This window comes from Sulfidibacter corallicola, assembly GCF_017498545.1.
Taxonomy (GTDB): Bacteria; Acidobacteriota; Holophagae; order Acanthopleuribacterales; family Acanthopleuribacteraceae; genus Sulfidibacter; species Sulfidibacter corallicola.
Genome location: NZ_CP071793.1, coordinates 4,514,279 through 4,537,358, shown reverse-complemented (window position 1 = coordinate 4,537,358; position 23,080 = coordinate 4,514,279). Strand labels below are relative to the sequence as shown.

The 23,080-nt window shown below is 59.0% G+C and carries 15 protein-coding genes; 11 read left to right on the top strand and 4 right to left on the bottom strand.

Features of this window, described 5'->3' with window-relative positions:
- Positions 1-162 precede the first annotated feature (162 nt).
- The 7 genes from J3U87_RS13335 to J3U87_RS13305 all read left to right on the top strand — a co-directional run bounded on the left by J3U87_RS13335 (position 163) and on the right by J3U87_RS13305 (position 11,916).
- Positions 163-1,749: a sodium:solute symporter family protein gene (locus tag J3U87_RS13335; protein WP_237383540.1), complete on the top strand. Its 1,587-nt coding sequence runs from the start codon at positions 163-165 to the stop codon at positions 1,747-1,749.
- Between the two features lie 2 nt (positions 1,750-1,751).
- Entirely contained in the window at positions 1,752-1,922 is a 171-nt protein-coding gene (locus J3U87_RS13330) for a hypothetical protein (RefSeq protein ID WP_237383539.1), read from the top strand.
- 249 nt (positions 1,923-2,171) lie between these two features.
- Entirely contained in the window at positions 2,172-3,566 is a 1,395-nt protein-coding gene (locus J3U87_RS13325; RefSeq protein ID WP_237383538.1) for a sigma-54-dependent transcriptional regulator, read from the top strand.
- Positions 3,567-3,587: 21 nt separating this feature from the next.
- Entirely contained in the window at positions 3,588-4,946 is a 1,359-nt protein-coding gene (locus tag J3U87_RS13320) for a sensor histidine kinase (protein ID WP_237383537.1), read from the top strand.
- Between the two features lie 308 nt (positions 4,947-5,254).
- Positions 5,255-5,995, top strand: coding sequence for an ABC transporter ATP-binding protein (locus J3U87_RS13315; RefSeq protein WP_237383536.1), 741 nt, complete (start codon positions 5,255-5,257; stop codon positions 5,993-5,995).
- A 12-nt stretch (positions 5,996-6,007) separates the two neighbouring features.
- On the top strand, positions 6,008-8,470 hold the full coding sequence (locus J3U87_RS13310; RefSeq protein ID WP_237383535.1) for an ABC transporter permease: 2,463 nt from the start codon (positions 6,008-6,010) through the stop codon (positions 8,468-8,470).
- 137 nt (positions 8,471-8,607) lie between these two features.
- On the top strand, positions 8,608-11,916 hold the full coding sequence (locus tag J3U87_RS13305) for a S41 family peptidase (protein ID WP_237383534.1): 3,309 nt from the start codon (positions 8,608-8,610) through the stop codon (positions 11,914-11,916).
- 94 nt (positions 11,917-12,010) lie between these two features.
- Here J3U87_RS13305 and J3U87_RS13300 read toward each other — a convergent pair whose 3' ends face one another.
- Together J3U87_RS13300 and J3U87_RS13295 are read right to left on the bottom strand one after the other, a co-directional pair.
- Entirely contained in the window at positions 12,011-12,550 is a 540-nt protein-coding gene (locus tag J3U87_RS13300; RefSeq protein ID WP_237383533.1) for a phosphatase PAP2 family protein, read from the bottom strand.
- Positions 12,483-13,730 (bottom strand): glycosyltransferase family 4 protein, encoded by a 1,248-nt coding sequence (locus J3U87_RS13295; RefSeq protein WP_237383532.1) that lies wholly within the window; start codon positions 13,728-13,730, stop codon positions 12,483-12,485. Before J3U87_RS13295 ends, J3U87_RS13300 begins: the two co-directional genes overlap by 68 nt.
- Positions 13,731-14,596: 866 nt before the next feature.
- Between J3U87_RS13295 and J3U87_RS13290 the strand changes: the two genes are divergently transcribed.
- Positions 14,597-15,196, top strand: a complete 600-nt coding sequence (locus J3U87_RS13290; protein ID WP_237383531.1) for a sigma-70 family RNA polymerase sigma factor — start codon at positions 14,597-14,599, stop codon at positions 15,194-15,196.
- Positions 15,193-17,826, top strand: a complete 2,634-nt coding sequence (locus J3U87_RS13285) for a serine/threonine-protein kinase (protein WP_237383530.1) — start codon at positions 15,193-15,195, stop codon at positions 17,824-17,826. Before J3U87_RS13290 ends, J3U87_RS13285 begins: the two co-directional genes overlap by 4 nt.
- 81 nt (positions 17,827-17,907) lie before the next feature.
- Here J3U87_RS13285 and J3U87_RS13280 read toward each other — a convergent pair whose 3' ends face one another.
- Positions 17,908-19,644 carry a carbamoyltransferase family protein gene (locus J3U87_RS13280; RefSeq protein WP_237383529.1) on the bottom strand — a complete coding sequence of 579 codons (1,737 nt, stop codon included), beginning with the start codon at positions 19,642-19,644 and terminating at the stop codon, positions 17,908-17,910.
- A gap of 77 nt (positions 19,645-19,721) precedes the next feature.
- Between J3U87_RS13280 and J3U87_RS13275 the strand changes: the two genes are divergently transcribed.
- Complete coding sequence (locus J3U87_RS13275) at positions 19,722-20,075, top strand: hypothetical protein (protein ID WP_237383528.1); 354 nt, start codon at positions 19,722-19,724, stop codon at positions 20,073-20,075.
- 162 nt (positions 20,076-20,237) lie between these two features.
- A complete protein-coding gene (locus tag J3U87_RS13270; protein ID WP_237383527.1) occupies positions 20,238-21,515 on the top strand; it encodes a glycosyltransferase in 1,278 nt (425 codons plus the stop codon).
- Positions 21,516-21,576: 61 nt separating this feature from the next.
- On the opposite strand, the gene J3U87_RS13265 is transcribed toward J3U87_RS13270, so the two are convergent.
- Positions 21,577-23,025, bottom strand: coding sequence for a methyltransferase domain-containing protein (locus tag J3U87_RS13265; protein WP_237383526.1), 1,449 nt, complete (start codon positions 23,023-23,025; stop codon positions 21,577-21,579).
- Positions 23,026-23,080 lie beyond the last annotated feature (55 nt).

Here is a 23,080-nt window from a genome sequence, read left to right as displayed (position 1 = left end):
TGAGGTGATATACGAATCCAGGCTTGCTCGCGAGCATCGAAATTTTTCTGCGAAGCCTTGTCATTGGTGAGAAAAAACACGGCCTCGGCGAAAAGATGTCTTGCGTCCGTGGAATCATTGTTTGTAATATCAATAAACTAATTCGCGCAAGGAACCATCGCCATGAACGAACACACCGCTGAGATTCTCAGTCAGACCAACTTCTCTTCCATCGATTGGGTGATTGTCCTGCTCTACCTCAGTATTTCCGTCGTGATCGGTCTCTTCGTTCGCAAGTTCGTCGTGAACATGACCGACTACATCGGCGCCGGCCGTGCCCTGGGCACCTGTCTGGGCATCGCCACCATGACCGGGACCGAGATGGGTCTCGTCACCGTCATGTACAGTTCCCAAAAGGGGTTCACGGGTGGCTTCGCCGCGTTTCACATCGCCTTGGTGGCGGGCATCGTGACCTTTCTGGTGGGTGCATCCGGCTTTATCGTCGCCAAGTTGCGCGAGTCGGAAGTGCTGACCATTCCCGAGTATTACGAGAAGCGCTTCGACCGCAAGACCCGCGTGTTGGGCGGGATCATGTTGGCACTGGGCGGCATTCTCAACATGGGTCTCTTCCTGAAGGTGGGATCGATTTTCATCGTCGGCGTCACGGGGTTGTCGGCCCAGGGTTGGGCCCTGCCGCTGGTGATGACGCTGCTGCTGGTCCTGGTCCTGATCTACACCACGCTGGGCGGTATGTTCTCGGTGGTGGTGACCGACTACATTCAATTTGTCGTGCTCTCGGCGGGCATGCTGGTCGCGACCTACGTGGCGATCCAGGTGATCGGTTGGGACCATTTATTCGAAACGATCGTGGCCGCGAAAGGCCAGGCGGGTTTCGATCCCTTTGTCAGTGAAGGAGCCTTCGGGTTGGAATACGTGCTGTGGATGGCGTTCACGGCCGGCCTGGTGAGTTGTGCCATCTGGCCGACGGCGGTAGCCCGGGCCCTGGCCGCCAAGGATGCGAAAACCGTCAAGAAACAATACATGTGGTCGTCCATTTCCTTCATGATCCGGTTCCTGATTCCCAACTTCCTGGGAATCGCGGCGTTCGTGTTGATCACCACCAAGTCTCCCGAACTCAACGCCCTGTTCTTCCCCACGGACGGCAGTGCCCCACTCGACAACCTCTATGCGATGCCCATCTTTTTGGGACGCATCATTCCTACGGGGATCATCGGGTTGATTTCGGCGGCGATGATCGCGGCGTTCATGTCCACCCACGATTCCTATCTCCTGGCGTGGAGCTCGGTCCTGACCCAGGACGTGATCGCCCCCTTGCGCCGCAACGGGATGACCGGGGCCGAGCGCATCAAGTGCACCCGCATCCTGATCGTGGTGATCGGCCTGTACATCCTGTACTGGGGCCTCTTCTACAAGGGGAACGACGACATCTGGGACTACATGGCGGTGACCGGCGCCATCTATTTCACCGGCTCCTTCGCCGTCCTGTTGGGCGGGCTCTACTGGAAGCGGGCCAGTTCCACCGGGGCCTTTCTGGCCTTGCTGAGCGGGATCTTCGCCGTGGTCGGTCTCGGCCCGGTTCAGGCGCTGCTGGGCATCCAGATTTCGGGCGAGCGGGTCGGCCTGCTCACGGTGGCCTTTTCGCTGTTCGTGATGGTCCTGGGGTCTTTGTTGTTCCCCGATAATTCCTACGCCATGTCGGAGGCGCGTCGCGAGGCGCTCAACGACAAGGCGCAGATGCAGGAGGTGTGATCGTGGATTTTTGGATAGCCTTTTGGAAGATTTGTTTCGTCGTCGTGCTGGCATTGTTCGCGGTGCTGGCGGTGTTCGTCACGATCGGTGGGTATCGAGACATTCGCGAGCTGTTTCAGACGATGGAGGAGCAGCGCCGCCAAAGAGAGCGAAACGACGAGGAGGCACCCTGAAGGCCACGGGACACGAGTGGGATTCCCGACCCGAAGGTTCCTGATCGGCGAGATTCGAAGCCCGCTCGCAGTCGCACCCAGGAAGACCGACCCTCATCGATCACGTGATGGATGTGGGTCGGTGACGTTCCTGGAAAACGGGGGTTCGATTTCCTTTCGCCCGAGAGAGAAGTGCGCTCGGAGGCCCCTTGACGCTCAGGGGTTCGCTCCATATAGTGAGATCGATGGCTTTACGAATGGAGCGCGTCGATGAGTAGCGGCCACCCTCGCATATTGATTGCCGATGATAAAGAGGAAGTATTGAGGGCGCTGCGCCTGCTTCTGAAAAGCGAAGGGTACCGCACCGAACTCGCGGGCTCTCCGGGCGAGGTCTGCGCCAAACTGGAGCGTAGCCGCTTCGATCTGGCGCTCATCGACATGAATTACACGCGAGATACCACTTCCGGTGAGGAAGGTCTCGATTTATTGGCAGTCCTCCGCATGGCCGATGCGGACCTGCCCATCGTGGTCATGACTGCTTACGCGACCGTGAACCTCGCGGTCAGTGCGCTTCAGCGCGGTGCCAGGGATTTCGTGGAGAAGCCGTGGGACAATCAACGTCTGCTGAGTATCGTGAAAAACCAGCTCGCTCTCGGGCGGGTCAATCGCCGGAACCGTCATCTCCAACAGGAGAACCGACTTTTGGTTCGGGACCGAGAAGATGGCATGATCGCACGATCTCCCGCCATGAACCGTGTCCTCGACTTGATCGAGCGAGTCGCCCCGACCGATGCCAACATCCTGATTACCGGTGAACACGGGACCGGCAAGGGGTTGACCGCCCGTGCCCTGCACGCCGGTTCCGATCGTGCCGGCGAGATGATGATCACCGTCAACACGGGCGCCCTCTCCGACAGCCTTTTCGAAAGCGAGCTCTTCGGCCATACCAAGGGAGCCTTCACGGATGCCCGTACCGCCCGCGAGGGCCGTTTCAAGCGTGCGGATGGCGGCACGCTCTTTCTCGATGAAATCGGAAACATCTCCCTGCCGCTACAGGCCAAGCTGCTTCGCGTCATCGAGACCGGAGAATTCGAACCGCTGGGCTCCTCCCGAACCGAAGCGGTAGATGTGCGGTTGCTCTCCGCCACGAATGCCGATCTGGGAGCGATGGCTCGCGAAGGTTCGTATCGCGAGGATTTGCTTTTTCGGCTCAATACGATCGAAATACGTCTTCCGCCGCTACGGGCGCGGCATGACGACATCATACCGCTGGCGGAATCCTTCCTCGAACGTCACGCTGCCAAATACCAAAAAGCCGGCATCGAGTTGTCTCCCGAGGCACGTTCCGAGTTGCTGGCCCATTCCTGGCCAGGCAATGTTCGCGAACTGGATCACGCGATACAGCGTGGGGTTCTGCTCGCACGCGGGTTCTCGATCACCGCCGCGGACCTGGGCCTCGTCGCACCCGCCACGAAGTCTGCCGCGACAGCGACGCGTCCCAACCTGGAGCACATGACGCTCGATCAAGCCGAGCGCCACTTGATCGAACGGGCCCTGTTTCGTACCGACGGAAACATCAAGGCGGCCGCGCGTGAGCTCGGATTGGGGCGGAGCAGCCTTTATCGCCGTATGGAAAAATACAAGTTGGATCCCCATGCCGGTTGATGTCTCATGGATCTCCCGGGCATGTTCGCCATGAAGCGAACGGCCCCCACCGAGCGTTGGCTCGTCGGTTCCGCGCTGATCGCCTTGTTTCCGGTTTCGGGGATCGCACTGGCACTGGTCTGGTTCGCCGCCTTTCCCGAAAAAATTCGCTGGACGGTTACGGCGGCGGTGATTGGGGCCAATCTCTGGTTCGTTCATTACCTTACCGAAACGTTCGTGACCCGTCTTCGAAATGTATCCAGTTTGCTGTTCTCCATGATCGAGGGCGATTATTCGAGGCAAATGCGGTCGGTCGAGTCCAGTCAGTCCCTGAACGAGATCGTCAAGAACCTCAACGCACTTTCTCGAAAGCTCAGCAGCGAGCACACCGGCACCTTCGAAAGCCATGCCTTGTTGGAAAAAGTGTTGGATCAAGTCGATGTGGCCATGTTCGCCTTCGACGACCAGACCCGTTTACGTTGGAGCAACCGAAGCGGGACCGCGCTGATCGGGACTTCCGCCAACCGGGGAAAGTCTGCCGAGGAGTTGGGGCTCGCTTCGTTTCTGGCCGGTGAGGTGCCGCGTGTGGGCGAGGCCGCCGTTGCCGGAAAGCGGCGCCGGTGGCAAATTCGGCGCACTCCTTTTCGCGAGGAAGGGCGGCCCCACATCCTTCTCCTGCTGAGCGATCTCACCGAACCCCTGCGCCGCGAAGAACGCGACGCCTGGCAGCGACTTTTAAAGGTCCTTCGCCATGAGATCAGCAATGCGGTGACCCCGATCGCTTCCCTTGTCGATACCTTGCCGCGAATCATCCAACGACCCGAGAAGAATCCGGACTGGCAAGAGGATTTGATCGAAGGCCTTGCGATCATACGCTCACGAACGGCGATGCTCGTTACCTTGATGAAACGCCATCGGTCCATCGCCGGCCCTTCACGACCGAAACTCAAAATGATCGAAGTGGCGAAACAAATTCGGTTGGTTGCCGCTGCCGAATCACGGATTGCGGTTCGCCTGGAACCGGGACCCGAGGTTCGGCTTCCAGCAGATCCCGAGATGCTCGATCAGGTGCTGGTAAACCTGGTCGACAACGCGGTCGAATCTGCGCTGCTCGGAGACGGCGGCGTCATCCTACGCTGGCAGGCGTTTCCCTCACGTGGCTTGTTCGAACTGGAAATATTGGATTCCGGGCCTGGTATCGCCAATCCGGAGCATCTATTCGTGCCCTTCTACACCACCAAGCCGGATGGAAACGGCATCGGCCTGGTGTTGTCCCGTCAAATCGCGGAGGCTCACGGAGGTGCGCTGTCGTTGCATAACAGGGAGGATGCGTCGGGCGCTCGGGCAATCCTGCAACTTCCGCTCGTTCCGCTACGGGACCCCCCTATCCCTTCGGGATGAATCCGGTTGGGTTGCGCACCGCGCTTTTGGAAATCCATAGGGTGTCCGAATTCGGACATGCACTGCCCGCCAGCGAACACCGCCGGCATCACGCCCATGAAAAAGGCAGTCTCACTTTGGCTTAAGTATTTCATAGAAAACTAGTTGTCAAGGTTGGCGCAGCTTCTGCTCCCTAGGTGGCCGCCCCGAGTCTCTCCCGGCATTTCGTCGCGGAATGGTTGTGGGAAAGACGGATCCGGCCGAACTCGATTTCTTCCCCTCCGAGAGGTCGTCTCCGTTCGGGAATCGCCTGACAAGGAGTGAGTGGTTTGATCGACAATCTCAGCAATCGTTTAACCGACCTGGTTGGCGCCAAGGTTTCGGGGAATTCCCCCGCTTCGGTGATCCGCCTTCGCGATGTGTCCAAGGTTTTTTGTGGCAAAGGCCTCGAGACCCGCGCCCTCGACCATGTCCAACTGACCATCGAGCGCGGTGAATTTTTGGGCATCCTGGGCCCATCCGGAGGGGGAAAATCCACCCTGCTTTCGATCATCGGATTGCTGGACTCACCCACCAACGGCACCTATGAATTGAACGGTCGTACCACGGTGGATCTGTCCCCCAAGCAACGGGCTCGATTGCGGAATCAATCGATTGGTTTCGTGTTTCAGAATTTCAATTTGATCGGTGACCTGGACCTGTTTCAAAACGTAGAGCTGCCCCTGACCTATGCCGGAGTTTCTCCCTCCGAACGAGCCGATCGGGTGGCTTCCGCCTTGGCTCGGGTCGGTCTCACGGATCGGGATCGCCACTTTCCCGCTGAGCTTTCCGGTGGACAACAGCAGCGTGTGGCCATTGCTCGTGCCGTGGTGACCGAGCCGGATATCCTTTTAGCCGATGAACCTACGGGGAACCTGGACAGTCGCCACGGGGAAACGATCATGAACCTTTTGGCGGAGTTGCATCGCGACGGGACCACCATTTGCCTGGTCACTCACGATTCGCGCTATGCAGCGTTCGCCGATCGAAGGGTCGAATTGGTCGACGGCCGAATCGTGAACGAATCCTAGAAGAGGTCGACGATGGACGCCTTGATTCAAGATCTCCGATTTGCCGTTCGCATGTTGCGCAAGAGCCCCAAATTCACCGTGATCGCGATTGTTTGCTTGAGCTTGGGGGTGGGTCCCAACACCGCCATCTTCAGCGTCATCGACACCCTACTTCTCCGGCCCGTCGATGTGGCGCGGCAACATGAGCTGGTTTCGATTCGAACGACGATCAAGGGTGAGGTGGGAGAATTCAGCGAACTGATCAGTCTCAGTCATCCGGATTACGTGGATATTCGAGATCGGACCGATCTCTTCAGCGGCTTGATCGCCTATTCGGGTAGCGAGGTCGCCGTCAAGTTGCCGGGGGGCATGACCACCAGTTATGGCTCTTTGGTCAGTGCGAACTTTTTCGACGTGTTGGGTCGTGATGCCGTGGTCGGAGATACCTTCCACGGAAATCCCCGAGCCACTCCCGGAACCATGCCTGTCGTGGTATTGGGGCATGGCTTTTGGACCAAGAATTTCGGTGCGGATCCCGATGTCGTGGGTCGACATCTGTGGGTCAACGGATTCGAGTTCACCGTGATTGGCGTGATGGGGCCCGGCTTCACCGGAGCCACCATCGCGCTGCAACCGGATATGTGGATCCCGTTGCCCATGTGCGCCCAGGCGATCCCCAATCAGCCTCAGCGCCTGAACCGACGCGATCAACTCTGGTTGAACGTGGTGGGGCGATTGAAAAAGGGTGCCGATCTCGTGGAAGTCGACACGCGCCTGGGCACACTGGGCGAGACTCTGGCCGCCGAGAACCCGGACGAAATCATGGAGCGCGGTTTCACCTCGGCTCCCTTTTCTCAGTTAGGAGAATTATCCCTGGTGCCCGTCGGTGGACTGATCGCGATGGTGATGGGTTTGGTGGGGCTGGTGCTGCTGGTCGCGTGCTTCAATGTGGCCGCCCTACTTCTGGCCCGAACCACGGAGCGGCGTCGGGAAATATCGGTTCGGGTCGCGATGGGCGCCACGCGTGGGCGCCTGATTCGGCAGTTGCTGGTAGAAAGCGCGTTGCTCAGTTTTGTCGCCACCCTGTTCGGTTTGATTCTCTCCCTTTGGACGCTCGATCTCGTTCGATCGCTACTCGCCAACATGCCCATTCACATCGTGGTCGACACCGGGCTCGATTGGAGAATGCTCCTGTTCTCTCTGTTCGTGACGATCGTATCCACCTTGGTATTCGGTTTGGCACCAGCCTTACACCACACGAAACTCGATATCGTGTCCCATTTGAAATCCCAGGGTGCCGATGCCGGTTCCAATCGGGCGACTTCTCGGTTGCGTGCCGTCTTCGTGGTCATGCAAGTCGCGACTTCGGTGTTCATGCTCATCGTGGCGACACTCCTGTGGCGTGGTCTGCAACGGGCCGGCAACATCGATCCCGGCTTTGATATCGACCATACCGCGGTGTTTCACCTCGATCCGGAATTGTATGGGTTCGACATCGATGAGGTCGGCGAACTCGGTACCGACCTGACCCTGCGGTTGGCGAACCACCCGGATGTCGAAGGCGCCGCACATGGACACATGGCGCCGTTCGACATGAACTACTCGGTCACCTCGGTTCAGGCCATCGACGAGAACCTGGGGACCGGTGAACCGATTCGAACCCTGAAAAATTCCATTGCGCCCGGTTTTCTGGAAACCTTGGAGATACCCCTTCTCGAGGGTCGGTATTTCCTGGCCTCCGATCGGCTGGACCGGCCACGAAGCTGCATCGTGAATCGAGAGCTGGCGGACCGGTTATGGCCAGGCGAATCGGCCGTCGGTCGGCAGATCATGCCGGCGGGGGGCGAGGAATCGATCGAGGTGGTCGGCGTGGTCCCGACCGGAAAATACCAGACCTTGGGAGAGCGAGACCAACCATACCTATACTATCCGCTCCAGCCTCGATTCGAGCATGGCCTGTCCTTCATCCTGCGGACCACCAGACGCACCGCTTCGGATGAGGTCACGGCGGGGATGCGAGCCTTTCTCGAAAAGGAACATCCGGAGATGGTGTTCTCCTCCCTGGTCAGTATGCGCGACCATATCTCCACCATTCTTTGGCCCAATAAAATTGGGGCCGCCCTCTTTGCCGGACTGGGCCTGCTTGCGCTCGTCTTGGCAACCGCGGGCGTATTCGGCATGGTCTCTCACGAGATTCGGCAACGCCGCGGTGAAATCGGCATTCGACTGGCTCTCGGCGGTAGCCCGGAAACCATCATGGCCCTCCTGTTGTGGCATGGGTTCCGTCTGGTCGGTATCGGCATCGCCGTCGGCATTGCCGCGGCATGGGGGACCACCCATTTTTTGACCATGATCCTGAACGGGGTCAGCCCAACGGATCCTCTCTCGTTTGTCGCGCCGACCCTGTTGTTGGTCGGAGCCGCAGGGTTGGCGGTTTTCCAGCCGGCCCGCAAGGCCGCGAATCGCGACCCCATGGAAGCCCTGCGTTACGAGTGAAGCGTGCCCCGGTGCGGAAAGAATGGCTTTCCGCTCGGGAATGGGAGCGTCCGTCGCGGGCTTGGCTTTGCGCGTGTCGCCCCCGGTTCACCGTGACGACGCGAATACCTTCGATCCTGTTCAGGAGCCGTGTTTTCATGTATACGATTCATTCCAGGGTATTTCGACTATTCGAGATCGCCTCGTGGCTGTGTTTTCTCGTCTCGTCCCCGGCCCTTTGCGGGACTGATCCCGTTCAAGGACCCTTCCTGTTTCAGGGCGTGGCCTTGAATCGCACCCATCTGTTTTTCGGGCTGGCGGGTCGAATTTGGCGGGTTCCCCGGGCGGGAGGTGTGGCGATATCGCTTACCGACGGCGATGATCGCTATCCCGTCGTGGCACCGGATGGGAGGTTCCTCGCCTTTTACCGCCGTGCCGACCGCAATGCCTATCTTTTGGACTTGACCAACGGTGAAGTGCGCCAGGTGACGTTCCACCCCGGTCCGGACATACCCGTCGCGTTTTCACCCGATGGCCGAACCCTGCTTTTTGCCAGTCAGCGCGATAAAAGCCGGGTGATCCGACTCTATCGTCTGAATTTGGAGAAAGCCTGGCCCGAGCCATTGCCATTCCCCTTCGGAACCCAGGCCGCGTTCTCGCCGGATGGCGCATCCCTGGTTCTGGTCCCGATCGGGCGCATGCCCTTCACCACCACCTATCGCCGATATCGCGGCGGCAGGCGGCCCCAACTGGTTCAAACCGATACGCGTACCTTTGGTACCTACCGGCCTTTGACGGATGGATTCAATGCATTCCGTCCCATCTGGCTGGCCCACGGCCTTTTCTTTCTTTCGGACCGTGATGGGATCTCCAATCTCTATCGCCTCGACCCCGATTCCGGCCAAATACATCGCGTGACCCGGTTTTCGAGGATGGGGATTCGGTTTGCCGCCGGTTTCGAAGATCACCTCGCATACTGCAGGGACGGTGCTTTGTATGTGTCCAGAGCGGGCACGATCCCCGAAGAACCTTTGTCGATACGCGTGCCTCTCGATTTCCGGCATCGGCGCACCAAAACGGTCAACGCCCTCGAACTGGCCAAGCGGCCACAACTGGCGCGTTCGGCGGATCGGATTGTCTTGGAGGGGCGGGGCGATCTTTTTGCGATCGAGACGGCTACCGGCCATGCCACCAATCTCACGCGGAGTTCGGAAAGGCTGGAGCGCGAACCGGCCATTTCGGATGACGGACGGTTTTTGGCCTTTTTTTGCTCTTTGGCCTCAGGGGATTTGCTGTGTATTCGCGATTTGTCTCGGCCGAACCAGGACGCCGTTCGGTCGATCGAGGTCGAGGGCAGCTTTTATCGGGGGCTTCATTGGGCGCCGGGTGGCAAACGCCTGTGTTTTACCGGGCCCCGCGGCGTTCTCTGGCTTTATGATTTGGAAGCCGATCGGCTTCGTGCGGTGGACCATGCCAGGGACCCGGCGCAGGTCGATTTCCAAGTGTCCTGGTCGCCGGACGGGCGGTGGTTCGCCTACGTCAAATGGGAGTCCAATCGCCTTGCCGCGGTGTACGTTCACGATACCGACACGGAAACGGGGCAGCGCATTTCTCCGACACATCACTACGCGGTTTCACCCGCGTTCGATCCCAATGGTCGTTACCTCTATTTTCTTTCGAGCCCCCAGGCGCCAGGCTCCGATGTGCCCTGGAGCCTGCAGAGCGCGATCGAGAACCAGCCGAGAATCCTTTTCGATCTCCATGCGGCGATTCTCCGACGGGGTGACTCCGAACCGGTTTGGTTCCTGAGCGGCCTACCCAACCTCGAAGCGAAGTGGGAGGCCAGCAAGGAGCCGGTCCAAATCGATTTCGATGGGATCGAGACGCGGCTGGTGAGCTTGCCACGCGTCGGGGTGCAGCCGCGTCGGGTCCGAGTTCTGCGAAGCGGGCATCTGATATTGAGTGGGATTCGCTGGAAAGAAGGCGGCAATCCCTTCCGCGAACCTTCCAGGGAACTCTTCCATCTGAATCTCCGAGATCCTGGAAAGATCCGGCGAATCGCCGGCCATGTACGTGACTGGCACCTGACTCCTGGTGGATCCGCCCTGGTGTTCCGCCAAAAGGACCGGATCTATGTCGCGCGTTTCGAGGCGGGTCGCTTCGTTCGCCAGCGCATACCGACGCACGCCCTGCCGGTACGGATCGATCAGAAAACGGAGTGGACGCAGATCTTCGAAGAGACATGGCGGGCGTTCGAAACCTTTTTCTACGATCCGAATGTACATGGATTCGCCAGGGGACCTACCTTCCCCGGATTGAATCGGCGATTTGAAAAATATTTGCCCAACATCACCACGCGGGGAGAACTGAACGATTTGATGGCGCGCATGTTCGACATGGTCTCGGTCAGTCATCTGAACGTTGGCGGCGGGGACCTCCCCCCGTCCGTCCCGACGCCGCAGGTCGGTTTGCTGGGTGCCGACTTTGCCGTGGATCGCGGAACCTATCGTTTCACCAAAATATATCGCCGTCCCCTACTCGACTCTTTTCAGGACCCCATTCACGCGCCGCTCGATCGCCCGGGGGCTCGGGTCGCGGTGGGTGATTACCTCTTGGCTGTCGATGGAAAACCGGTGAATGCGAGCCGAAACCTCTACGCCTACTTTGAAGGAAAGGTGCGGCGGCCTGTCGAATTGACCGTCGGACCCGACCCAAGTGGCCGCGATTCGCGGCGGATCCGGGTCGAGCCGCTTCGGGACGAAGGGCTTCTTCGGCTTGCAGATTGGGCGGCATCCAACCGACGCAGGGTGGAAAAGGCCAGCCGTGGTGCGCTCGTGTACCAACATGTCGCCCGATTCGATGAGCGTGGCCTTCAGGATTTTATTCGAGCCTATTACGCATCGCATGGCGCACGGGGCCTCATACTGGATATTCGCTTCAATCCAGGGGGAATCACCTTCGATCGCGCGATCGAGATGTTGGAGAGGGAGAGAATCTACGCCTATCGGTTTCGCGGGCGTGACGGCCTGAACGTGCCGCCGAGCCTGGCTTCGCCAACCAAGGTCCTGATCGTCAACCAGTGGAATGGATCTGCAGCCGAGACGTTCGCCCTCATGTTTCGTCTGACCGAGTTGGGAACCATCGTGGGCCGGGCCACGATCGGCGCGGGGATCGCGGCACACGGCCTTCAACCCCATTCGATCGACGGCGGCGTCCTCGAAATTCCAAGTCGAGCGGCCTTCAACCCCGAGACGGGTACGTGGAGCATCGAAAATGTTGGGATTCAACCGGATATCGATATTGGACTCGATCCGTTTCTGTGGCGTCAAGGCCGCGACAGCCAACTCGAACGGGCCATCGCGGGTGCACTGAACCGGTCCGGGGACCTCCAGGCTTCGCCGCGGCGCATGCCATCCTTCCCCGATTTCAACCCCGACAAGCATCAAACCGAAGCACAGCGGCAGTAGGTTTCCGTGTCGGATGCCTTTCCGCGATGCTGTATCTCCGCCCAGGATTAGGTGGGGCGGCCAAACGAGATTGGTGTCGATCGCCTGAAATCTGCTACCACATCCAGAGGCAGAGGCTGGAGAACAGCACGCCGGCGCTGGCGCCCATCAGGACGTCCGAGGGGTAGTGCAGGCCCAGCACCACGCGCGACATGGCGACCAGGGTCGTGAACGGAATCAAGACCCAGCCGAAGGCCGGCTGGAACGAAACCACCAACACCGTGAACGCCACCGCATGGAGCGTATGCCCCGACGGAAAGCTGAAGGCGTCCAGCGGCGGTACCCAATCGGCGATCTCGTCGCAGGCCTTGAAGGGCCGTGGACGCGAGGTGCGCGACTTGACGTATTTGTAGAAGTACAGGCCGACGAAGCCCACGAGGCCCATCTTCAACGAGACCATCAGGCCTTCGAAACCGTAGAGCACCGGCAGGAGCACCATCAGGCCGTACCAAAAGATGCCGTCACCCAGACGGCTGACCGTGGCGAAGAGGGCGCGAACGGGCAGGTAATGGCCCGCCCGGTTGATTTTAAGGCACCATGGGCCTTCGATCCGGTCCATGCGCAACAAGGTTAGCTTTAGCCTCGAGGCGGGCATGGTGTGCTCCTTCTCCCTCATCGTGCTTTGTCAGCACGGCTTCGAGGTCCGCGATGATCCGCGCCCAACTGCAGGCCTGGGCCGGTTCCCTCACTTCTCCTCTCAGTTGGTGGACGATTTCGGGATTGACGGCGAGCGATTCGGCTCGCGCGACGAAGGCCTCGGCGACGTTGAAAGGGGCCAGCAGGGCCGATACGCCGTCGGTAAGGTAGAGATTGGCGGCGGCATAGTCGAAGGCCACGATCGCCAGCCCGCTCGCCATGGCTTCCAGCACCACGTTGCCGAAGGTCTCGGTGACGCTGGGAAAGAGGAAGATGTCACCCGAAGCGTAGTGGCTGGCCAGGTCTTCGCCCTTCCGCATCCCGGCGAAGATCGCGTGGGGATATTGCTGCTCCAGTTGCGGCCGGGCCGGGCCGTCGCCCACCGCCACGAACACCAGGCGCGGATCGCGCCGGCGCATGGCCTCGAACGCCTCGAGTGCCAGCGCGATGTTTTTCTCGGGGGCGATGCGACCGACGTAGATCACCGCACGATCGCCCGCCTTCAAACCCCACGATGCGCGCAGATCCGCGCTGCGACGTTCGGGATTGAACAGGTTCGGGTCGATGCCGCGGCCGACGACGCTCAGGTCCTGATAACCCTCGGCGCCCAACCGCTGTTTCATCTCGAGAGTGGGTACCAGTGTTTGCCCCATGCGGTTGTGAAAATATTTCAGATACTTCGCCACGATTTTGGAAATCAGACCCAGCCGATAGTAATTGGAATAGGCGTGGAAGTTGGTGTGAAACTCGGTGACCACGGGCAGGTTCAGCTTCTTTGCCGCGGACACGGCGGCCCATCCGAGCGGACCCTCGGTGACGACCTGCACGACGTCGGGCCGGTGGCGGCGCCAGTGGTGCATCAAGGTGCGCACCATCGGCAAGCCGAAACGCAGCTCGCGGTAAAACGGGATGCGGGCTCCCGGAAGCGTCACCACTTGAAGGCCTTCTCGATCGCATTCACAACTTTCTCCGGAACGGCGTGGCCGAAACAGGTGAATCTGGTGGCCGCGTGCCAAGAGGCCCTCCACCATTCGGCCGATGGTTTTGGAAACGCCGTTGATTTCGGGTGGGTAGGTCTCGGTGACCACTGCAATGGTCAAGGGCCGGAATGGTTTGGGCGAAGCGGAAGCTTGGGTCATTGGCTGGCTCATGAGCTTGGAAACATCCATTTGGGAGAGGAAGTGATGGCGAACACGATTGGTTTGCCGAGGCCGCACCGAGGCAAATCAGCGTCTTTCAAGCCATTGGAACGAGTCTAGGGGGCCCGTGTCAGTGGATCGTGAATGGAAAAAGAGTCCTTGGTGAGTCCTGTGTCAACCGCGCGCGAGTGGAAAGTTAAGGGCGCGTAAGAAAGCCCCTGTCTTGCCGGCAGTGCCATACCGGCCGTGCCTTACCGGCCCTGCACGACGCCCCCTCGAGCAGCCGGGACCACCATGCTGGCTCGCTTCGCGTTGTTTTTTTCTCGAAATCGAGGGGGTTTGCCCGCTGGTTCGTGGCGCTCTTGAAACAAAGTGGTGCATTCAACCTGAGCTGGGTCTTGTCGTCGTCACATCTTCATCAGGAAGACAGGAATGATAGAAACCAGGAAAAACAGGACCATGATGTGTACAAATACCGGTCCCTTCCTGCTTTCCGATGTTCATGGGTTCCTGCTAAATTTTTTCGATGAACGACCCATGGCCCTTCTCCAGAAACCAGGCGTGCTGTTTCTTTCTCGAAATCGAGTGGGTTTGCCCGCTGGTTCGCGGCTCTTAGGTGACAGACGCTGTAAAGTCCAAACGGCCCTCGGCCTGAGCGACGACATCCTGGTGAAAAAAAGAAAGCGCCAAAGAATCTCGCAAAACAATGTCTGAATATCCAAAAAACTCTGAGGGTTGGATTTGGAGTTATTTCAAATTGCCGGTTTTTTGGGGTTTATTCCTTTGGGGTGTTTTAGTTTTGCTTTTTGGTTTGGTTGAGGTATGCTTACTCGCGAATAATTTCAGCAAAACAAGGATTTGTTTCCATGACAACCTCTCCATCCGAATGGGCGGAGGGTGGTGTGGTCACGCGTCTCTTGCGCCAGTACCGTCGCGATTTGGGCTCCGTGCTGGGCCGCATCTGGCCCTTGGTCCACGCGGACCTCTACCGGCGTGCCGTCTGGTTGACGGCCCGTGGCTGCCCCGACGAGACACTGTCGCCCACCGCACTGACCCACGAGCTGTACCTGCGCTTGGCCCGGAGTTCGAGCCGCCCCTGTCACGACAGCGAACATTTCCTGAAGATGGCGGTCGTGGCGATGCGCCGGCTCCTGATCAATCGCGCCGAGGCTCGCTCGGCCCGAAAACGCGGTGACGGCAGGGAGGCGCTCCCCTTTGACGAGGCCCGCCATGTCCCCGCGAGGAGCCGGTACACTCAGGAAGAGTGGGTCCTGCTGGGTGAGGTCCTGGCTCGATTGGCGGATCGGGATGCGCGTGCCGCTCGCGTGTTGAGTTACCACCACCTATTCGGCATGAACCGCGGGGAAATCGCCGAACTCACCGGCCTTTCCGACAGTACCGTGAAGCGCGACCTGGTCTTCGGCCGCGCCTGGCTTCGGACCGTTCTGCCTGCGGATTGTCGATGAGGGCGATCGAATCCGAATCGCGCTGGCTCGAGTTGCGCCGGCTCTTCGAACAGGGACTGCCGCTGTCGCAGCCGGAGCGCCGCAACCTGTTGCGGGAACGATGTGGTGACGATTCGGAGTTGGCGCGCGAGTTGACGCGCATGTGGGCCGAGGTGCGCTCCCTTTCGGCCGAATCGTGCGATCTCCTGAACCAACCGAGACTCGTCCCTTGGGAGCTCGAGCCGTCGGCATGGGCCGACTGGATGGTCGATTTTCTTCCTGCCGAGGACGAGGTGCGCGCTGGTGGAGACTGGCCGGTCCTGCCAGGCTATCAGGTGGCCGGTCGCTTGGGACAGGGCGGCATGGGCGAGGTCTACAAGGTGGTTCAGGGTGGCCACCTGCAGCGATTCCTGGCGGTCAAGGTGTTGGCCCGCAAATGGTGTCGGGCCGCCTACTTGCCGCGTTTCTACGCGGAGCAGGGCGTGCTCGCTTCGTTGAACCACCCCAATATCGTGTTCGTGGTCGATTCGGGCAAAACCGCCGAGGGCCGCCCCTTCTTCGCCATGGAGTACGTGCACGGGCCTTCGATCACAAGGTACTGCGCCGAGAGGGATCTTGCGACACGCGATCGCATCGCACTGATGCTGCCGCTCGTCAAAGGCATCGATCACGTCCATCGAAAAGGCGTCATTCATCGCGATATCAAGCCGGCCAACGTGTTGGTCGGCGAGACCGATGGTCAGCCGGTTCCCAAGATCATCGATTTCGGCATCGCAAAGTTGGGCGCCTCCCTCGCGAGCGGGGATCGACCGGTGGGAGGTGTCAACTCGGGTTGTTTCGGGACACCCAGTTTCATGAGTCCGGAACAAGCCCTGGGTCGAGCGGCAAACATCGACGCGCGTTGCGATCAATACGCCTTGGGGCTGATTCTGCTCGAGCTGTTGGCCGGAAACGAGGCGCGCCGAGCGCATGCGGCCCGTGTCGCACGGCGGTTTTCGGCTTCGATCGGCAGAAGCCCCGTGCGGCATGCGGATTTTCCGGGAATGGATTTGGATGTGGCCCTGTCGGCGGAGGATCTGTTGGCCCGACTCGATCCCGAGATCCGCGCCATCATTTACAAGGCCACGGCCGCGCTGCCCGCCGACCGCTACGTCTCTTGCGAGGCCTTCGCGGCGGATTTGAGCCGTTATCTGGACCATCGGCCCGTGGCCGCCTTGCCACCTTCGCCGCTGTACGGAACCGTGAAATGGCTTCACCGCAACCGCGTGGCCGTGAGTGCGGTTTGCGCGGTGTTTCTCGTGTTGCTGTTGGTTTCGGGAACCTCGCTCTGGAAGATGGAGCGGCATCGGCAAGAGGTTTCCAGTTTGGAAACGGCCCAATTTGAAGCGGAGCGGCGCGCGCATCACCTGAACGAGTTGTCTCGCGCGCTGGTCAAGCTGTCCGATCCGATCGACGGTTATGCGGCCGATCCACCCGACGAGGCGCGTCGCCCGGTTCTGCCGGGTCCTCACTCGGAGGCCTATTGGCGCCAGGTCTCCGCCCGTCTGGGCTTGGTGGGCGATGCGGATCCGGGAATGGAGGCCACGTTGCGCACCCAACTGGGGACGACCATGCATCGCGCGGGGAATCCCACTTTGGCCAAAGAGGAATTGAATCGGGCGCTCCGCCTGCACGATGAGGATCGGACCGGCGATGTGCGCGGTCGGCTTCAACTGCGGGGCCTGCTGGCCTTCGTCTGCGCCGAGTCGGGTGAACTGCGGGAGGCCGAAGCACATTATCGCGAGGCCTGGCGCGAGGCCCGCGCCCATTTCGGGAAGACGGACAGCTTGACGTTGGCATTGGCGGGAGGCCTGGCCACGGCGTGGCGCGATGCGGGACGGCTTCGCCAGGCCGAGGAACTGCTCCGCGCGACCCTCGCCACCCAAGTCTCCGTGCTTCCCGACGATGACTCGCGGACCACCGCCACGCGCAACAACCTGGCGCACCTTCTGGTCACCACCGGGCATCTGACCGAAGCCGAGGATCTGCTCTCGACCAACCTGATGCTGCACCGTGAGTCACGCGGCGAGGATCATCCTTTCACCTCCAGCGCCCGCCACAATATGTGCGAGCTGCTCCACCGTCGCGGCGAATTGATCGCCGCCGAAACCGGGTATCGCCGCGTATTGGCCGATCGGACCCATCACCTCGGGCCCCTTCACCCCGACACCTTGACGACCCGCAACAACTTGGCCGTGGTTCTCGCCGATCAGGGCCGGATGGCCGAGGCCTTCGACCTCCTGGCGACGGTTTTTGCGGATGCGCGCCAAAAATTGGGTGACCCTCACCCGGTCGTCCTGTTGCTCGGGCACGGTATGGGCGACGCACTGGTCGAGTTGGGCCTGCCGGATCAGGCGGAGCCGGTGCTGGAGCGCGCTTTGCGAGGGCGCCGGGTGGTCTTCGGGTCCGGTCATCTCAAAACGCTGCGGACGCGGTTTACCTTGGGACAGGCACGCACGGCGATGGGCTGTAGAAACGAGGGCCTCGCCGAGATGCAGGCCGCACTGCGGATGGCCGAACGACGGTTGGGCAGCCAGCACCCGGATACGCGTCTCTACCGCAGGTACCTCGAACGGCTGAATGCCGCGACGATCGCATCGCGTCTGGACTAGGATCGAGCGACCGGCCATCAAATCCCGTGCGGAACCCAGAGCCAGAAGTGCCATATTGCCAAAGAGAAAACGGTCCAAGGCTCATTTCTCTATTAAGTAACCTTCCAGAACCAGCGCGTCCAGGCCCGTCGTGAGGAACACGCCGAGCGCGTCTTCCACGGAATGGATGATCGGTTTGCCCATGACGTTGAAACTGGTATTCAGCACGATGGGAATGCCGGTCAAATCATAAAATGCCTTGATGAGCCGGTAATAGGGCTCGTTCCATTCTCGTTTGACGGTTTGTAGTCGGCCGGTTTGGTTGGCATGCACCACGGCCGGCACTTTGTCTTTCATCTCGTCCTTGAATCGCAGGGTTCGCTCCATGTATGGCGATTCCTGGTAGTCTTCAAACCAGTCCGGGCCGAATTCATGCAAAATGGCGGGGGCGAAGGGGCGAAACTCCTCGCGGAATTTGACCTTCATGTTGATCATGTCCTTCATTCCTGCCGGCCGCGGATCGGCCAGAATGGAACGGTTCCCCAAAGCCCGGGGGCCGAACTCGGCCCTGCCTTGGGCCCAGCCCAACAGTTTGCCCTCCGCCAAGAGAGCGGCGGCTTCTTGGTGAATGGTGTCGGGAATATGGCGTATCTTTTGGAATCGACCGAAGTTCTTTATTTTCTCCAAACCGCGCGGCGACAACGATGACCCTAAATAGGGATGGTGAACCTGCGTTCTGGGGGCGGCGTCGGGATGGTCCTCGCGGTATGCGAGCAGGGCAGCCCCCACCGCGTTTCCGTCATCTCCCGGTGCACAGGGCACATAGACTTGTTTGAAGGGCGTTTGCTTGATGATCTTGCCGTTGTAGGCCGAGTTCAAGCCGCAACCGCCGCTCAGGATCAGGTTCTCGGATAGGCCTTCCCCATAAAAGTTCTGCAGCAGTTCGGTCATCGATTCTTCGTAGATGGTTTGAATGGTGCAGGCCAGGTCGGCGGCATCCCGTGCGGAACGGTCGGACGGCCTCCTGGCCGATTCCAAGTGCCGCATCAGCTTTTGGAAATTGGCTTTACCGGTATATTTGAAGTCCAGGCCTTCGATTTTGAGAAGCTCCTTGAAGGCCGCGTAGACTTCGGGGATCGGTTTGCCGTACGGGGCCAATCCCATCACTTTCCATTCCTCACCCTTGGCTGCCTGAAACCCACAATAGTTGGTGACCGCGGAGTAGAGCGCGCCGAGGCTTGCCGGGCCCTTGAGTTGGCGGATCTGGCGCAGTTTTCCGGCTTTGTATTCGAAATAAGAGATCGACCCTTTTTCTCCGCTGCTGTCCACCACCATGCAGGCACCGCTTTCGAACGGGCTCATATGACAGGCTGCCGCCGCATGGGTCAAGTGGTGCTGAAAGTTGGTGAAGCGGACCTTGCGATTGTTGAAGTGCTCGGCCAGGGTCAACCCGAAACCCGCGCCCGATCGGTTGAACGCAGTCAACTGCATGATGCAAATCCACAAGCCCTCGTGTTTTGTCGCGAAACCCATCGGGGCGAGCTGGTCGTGGCGATGAATCTTGAAGGGATTGGCCAGGCCCAAAAAATCGATTCTCTTCAAAAAACGATGCATCCGTGTGTTCCACGAACCGGCGACCACGAAATTGGCATCGGGGTCGGTATACTTGGAAATCACATGCCGCGCCCATTCGGTGTCATCTGCCGGGCAACCGACGGCGCGCTTGTTTTGATAGTATCTTTCGGTGGCTTCGGCAAAGACGATCTCGCCGTCGGAATTCACCACGGCCAAGGCCGGATCGTGAAACGTCGTCGCCAAGCCGATGTAGTACGTATTCATCTTTTTTCCTCAATTTCATAAATATGCGGCCAAATTCATCTCCGGTCGGTGCTTTTCGCCTCGGCCGGAGCCGTGATATGAATTCCAAACTTACTTTTGAGGCCAGATTAAAGAAACATTTCACATTTGGCAACAAAAGATGCACTAGGGCGAGCGCCGTAAATCCAGTTGGAAATGGCCGGAAATTTGATCGAATTTTGCCGCCGGCACCGGTCAATCTAAGCCTCATCGAGCTTGGGGAGTCTAATAAGGTGTTGAAAAATATGAGCTTGTGGGATGTGGGTGCCTGTCTTCGCCCCGTTTTCACTGTTTCCGTGCCGATGCCAGGCGGATTGCCCAATGGATTTAAAGGCGATAGCCCTGCTTTTGCCTTGCTTTCCATTGTGTTTCTTCGTAAATTGGTGGCAAAATCTGAATACAGTTCATTCTGAAATCGATTGAGGGCAGGAAAACTCGAAACGTAGTTCCGGCCTGTCAAATCATCAAGTCATCAGCGGAAACATTCGTCCGTTTGGTGGCAATGGCACATGTGGTGGCTCGGTCTCGGTGCCAAGGCGGAAGTGTACGGAGCAACTCCGTGGGAGAGAAAGGTGATGAATACGGTCATGAAGAAATTAAATATTGGCTTTTTTACGCTCGGTACCTGGGGTGATATCCATTTCTTGCTGCCGCTGGCCGAAAAACTGAAGTCGATCGGGCACGGCGTCAAATTTTGCACCAGCGCCATGTTCGAAGACGGCGTCGCCAAGAAGGGCATGGACTTCATCGCCATTCCACCTGACATTTCCAAAGAGGAAGTGACTCGGTTATTCATGGAAACCGAAGGCGAAAAGCCGGAAAAACAGGCCGAGTTGGCGCTGAGCGGCCATTTGGCCCGCGACATCGAGGCGCGTTTCGATCGGTGCATGGACATCATGAAGTCCTGCGATTTTGCGATTTGCCACCCAAGCGATTGGGCCGCGCAGGTTGCCGCCGAGGTCTCCAAAAAACCCTGGATTCAGGGTTATCCCGCACCCGTGGGCATCCCCAACAAGAAATATGTGATCATGGGAGCCGGACCCATCAAAATGGGGCCGCTCAATGGCGCGGTCTGGAAACTGATGAAATGGATGTTCAAGCAATCGGCGTTTAAATCGATCATCGCGTTCGGAAAGGATCGGGGCTCCACCCGATCGGATCTGGGCTTTTTCTCGATGTCGCCTTACTTGAATCTGCTGGCTACTTCCGATAACTTGATACCCTTCCCCGAAAAGCCGCAGCACCCTACGGTCTTGACCGGCATTTGGTCCCTACCAAAAAGGGACTATCGAATGAGTGAGGAGGTCGCCGCCTTTTTGGATCACGAAGATGCGCCCGCCGTCGTCAGTTTCGGTTCCATGGGTGGAGACGAGGCGCACGGCAAAGAGGCCGCCAAGATCATCCTGGAAGCGCTCGAGAAGCATGGCATGAGAACCATCATCCAGCGGGGTTGGGGCAATCTGAGCGATGCGAATGCCAACGGCAACGTGCTCTTCGTCGACTACATTCCCCACGAACACCTGTTTCCCCACGCGGCGTTCGTGATCCATCACGGCGGAGCCGGGGTCACCACGAACGCGACCAAAGCCGGCGTACCGCAGATTGTGGTCCCCCACGGCAACGATCAATTTTTCTGGGGCGACACGGTGAATAAAAAAGGCTTGGGATCCAAACCGGTGGCTCGCACGGAACTCAACGTTGCCAATATCAGTGAACGGATCGGCTATATCTTGGAAAACAAGGCGACGCTGGATCGCAACGCCAAAGAAATGGCCGAAAAACTCAATCGAGAAGACGGTCTCAGCCAGGCGGTCAAAGCGATCGACGAATTCGCCGAAGCCCATCTCGCTTAATCGACGAAGCAACGCCCGAAAGGATATCCCGCCCTCGGGCGCCGCTTCGTTTCCCTCTCGTTTAGGCGCTTTCCGGCAAATCGGCCCATTGATTCAGCGGCGGGAAATGGTCGACCAAAGGCTCCGGCAACAGCAACAGCACGCCGGCCTGATAGAGTTCCGTCAAGTAGGTGCGCTCGTCAAGGCGGGTCAAATCCATTTCGAAGGTATCGGGCGAGGTCATTTGCATGAAATCTCGCAGATCCTGTTTGAACGCACCGCGCAGCGCGTCGCCCTCGCGTTCCAGCTCGTACATCGGCGACAACCGCAAGCGCCCCGCTTCCACATCGGTCAACGGCACCGCCTTCTCGCCGATTTCGCGGGGTTTGGCGGACATCAGGATGCTGATCATGCCGGTGGTACCGTCGTCGATATGTTCCATTTCCGAAAGCGGCGTGAATCCGTCGACGGCGTCGAGCCGGTAGTCGCCGAACCCGTAAGCCGTCAGGTGGGTGCGCCCGGGATCGCAGGTGTTGTTGAGCAGGGTTAGGTAATTGTCGAAGGACGCAAAGAAATTCTGCATGTAACGATAGTATCTGCCCGGAACGTACCGCATCATTTTTCCGGTCCAGATATGTTCGATCAGGCCCCAACCTTCGGGGCTGGTGACCCGGGCGATTTCACGGACGACTTGTGCTTGGTTGACCAATTCCGGAAGGCACGTGGAAGCGAACACCGCGGACAGGAAACCGTCGCGAAACGGTAGGGGGAAATAAAGGTCGTGGCAAATGTACATTCCGTCGGGATGGATGAAACGTTTTGTGATGAAAATATTGATTAACTGTGCATCCAAGCTGATCATCTTGTCGGCAGCCACGTGTTCCCGGGCGACACTTTCGAAGACGCCCTGCCCAAAGCACAGTGATAATAAATAATCGTCGGGTTTGTTTTGGAGCAGGATGTTGCGGGTGACGGACACGCTGGAATCGAAATAGCGTTTGGCATAAAAGTTCCCGCCGCTTGCCATCTTTCGATAGAGCATGTCTTCGAACGTTTTGGGGTAAACCGATTCACCCTGTTCGTCCGCCGGCATCGCTCCTTCTTCGAGTGTTTCGCCCACCACGCCGTATTGCCGTTTCTGCTCGTCCAGGTAGCGGGCGTTGTGGGTATGGAATTGCCGCGTGTAGGCGACGTTGAAATCCACGAACGAAAGGTCTTCGCGGTAGATGAGCTGTGCCAGAATCGGGGAGTTTTTCTCGATCCAGGCCCGGAGACCGTCGAGATCACCGGTATGAATGAAAACGATCGCCGCGGCCATAAACGATTCGTAGGGAATCAGTTTGCCTTCCGAACCGCCGTAACCCTGGGTCAACGACAGCAGCAAAACGCCGTCGATAATGGGAAATTCAAAACAATTACATTCAACCGAACCATACAGGACGCGGTCTTTGTGCGATTTCAGGTTGATGGTCAACGTGAAATGGCCGGTGCAGTAGGGACACCGCAACTGATCGAGCAGATTTTGATGCATGAGTTTGCCACCTTTGGTGTATGGGTATTACTATATTCTAGCCTTGCTTTCGTCG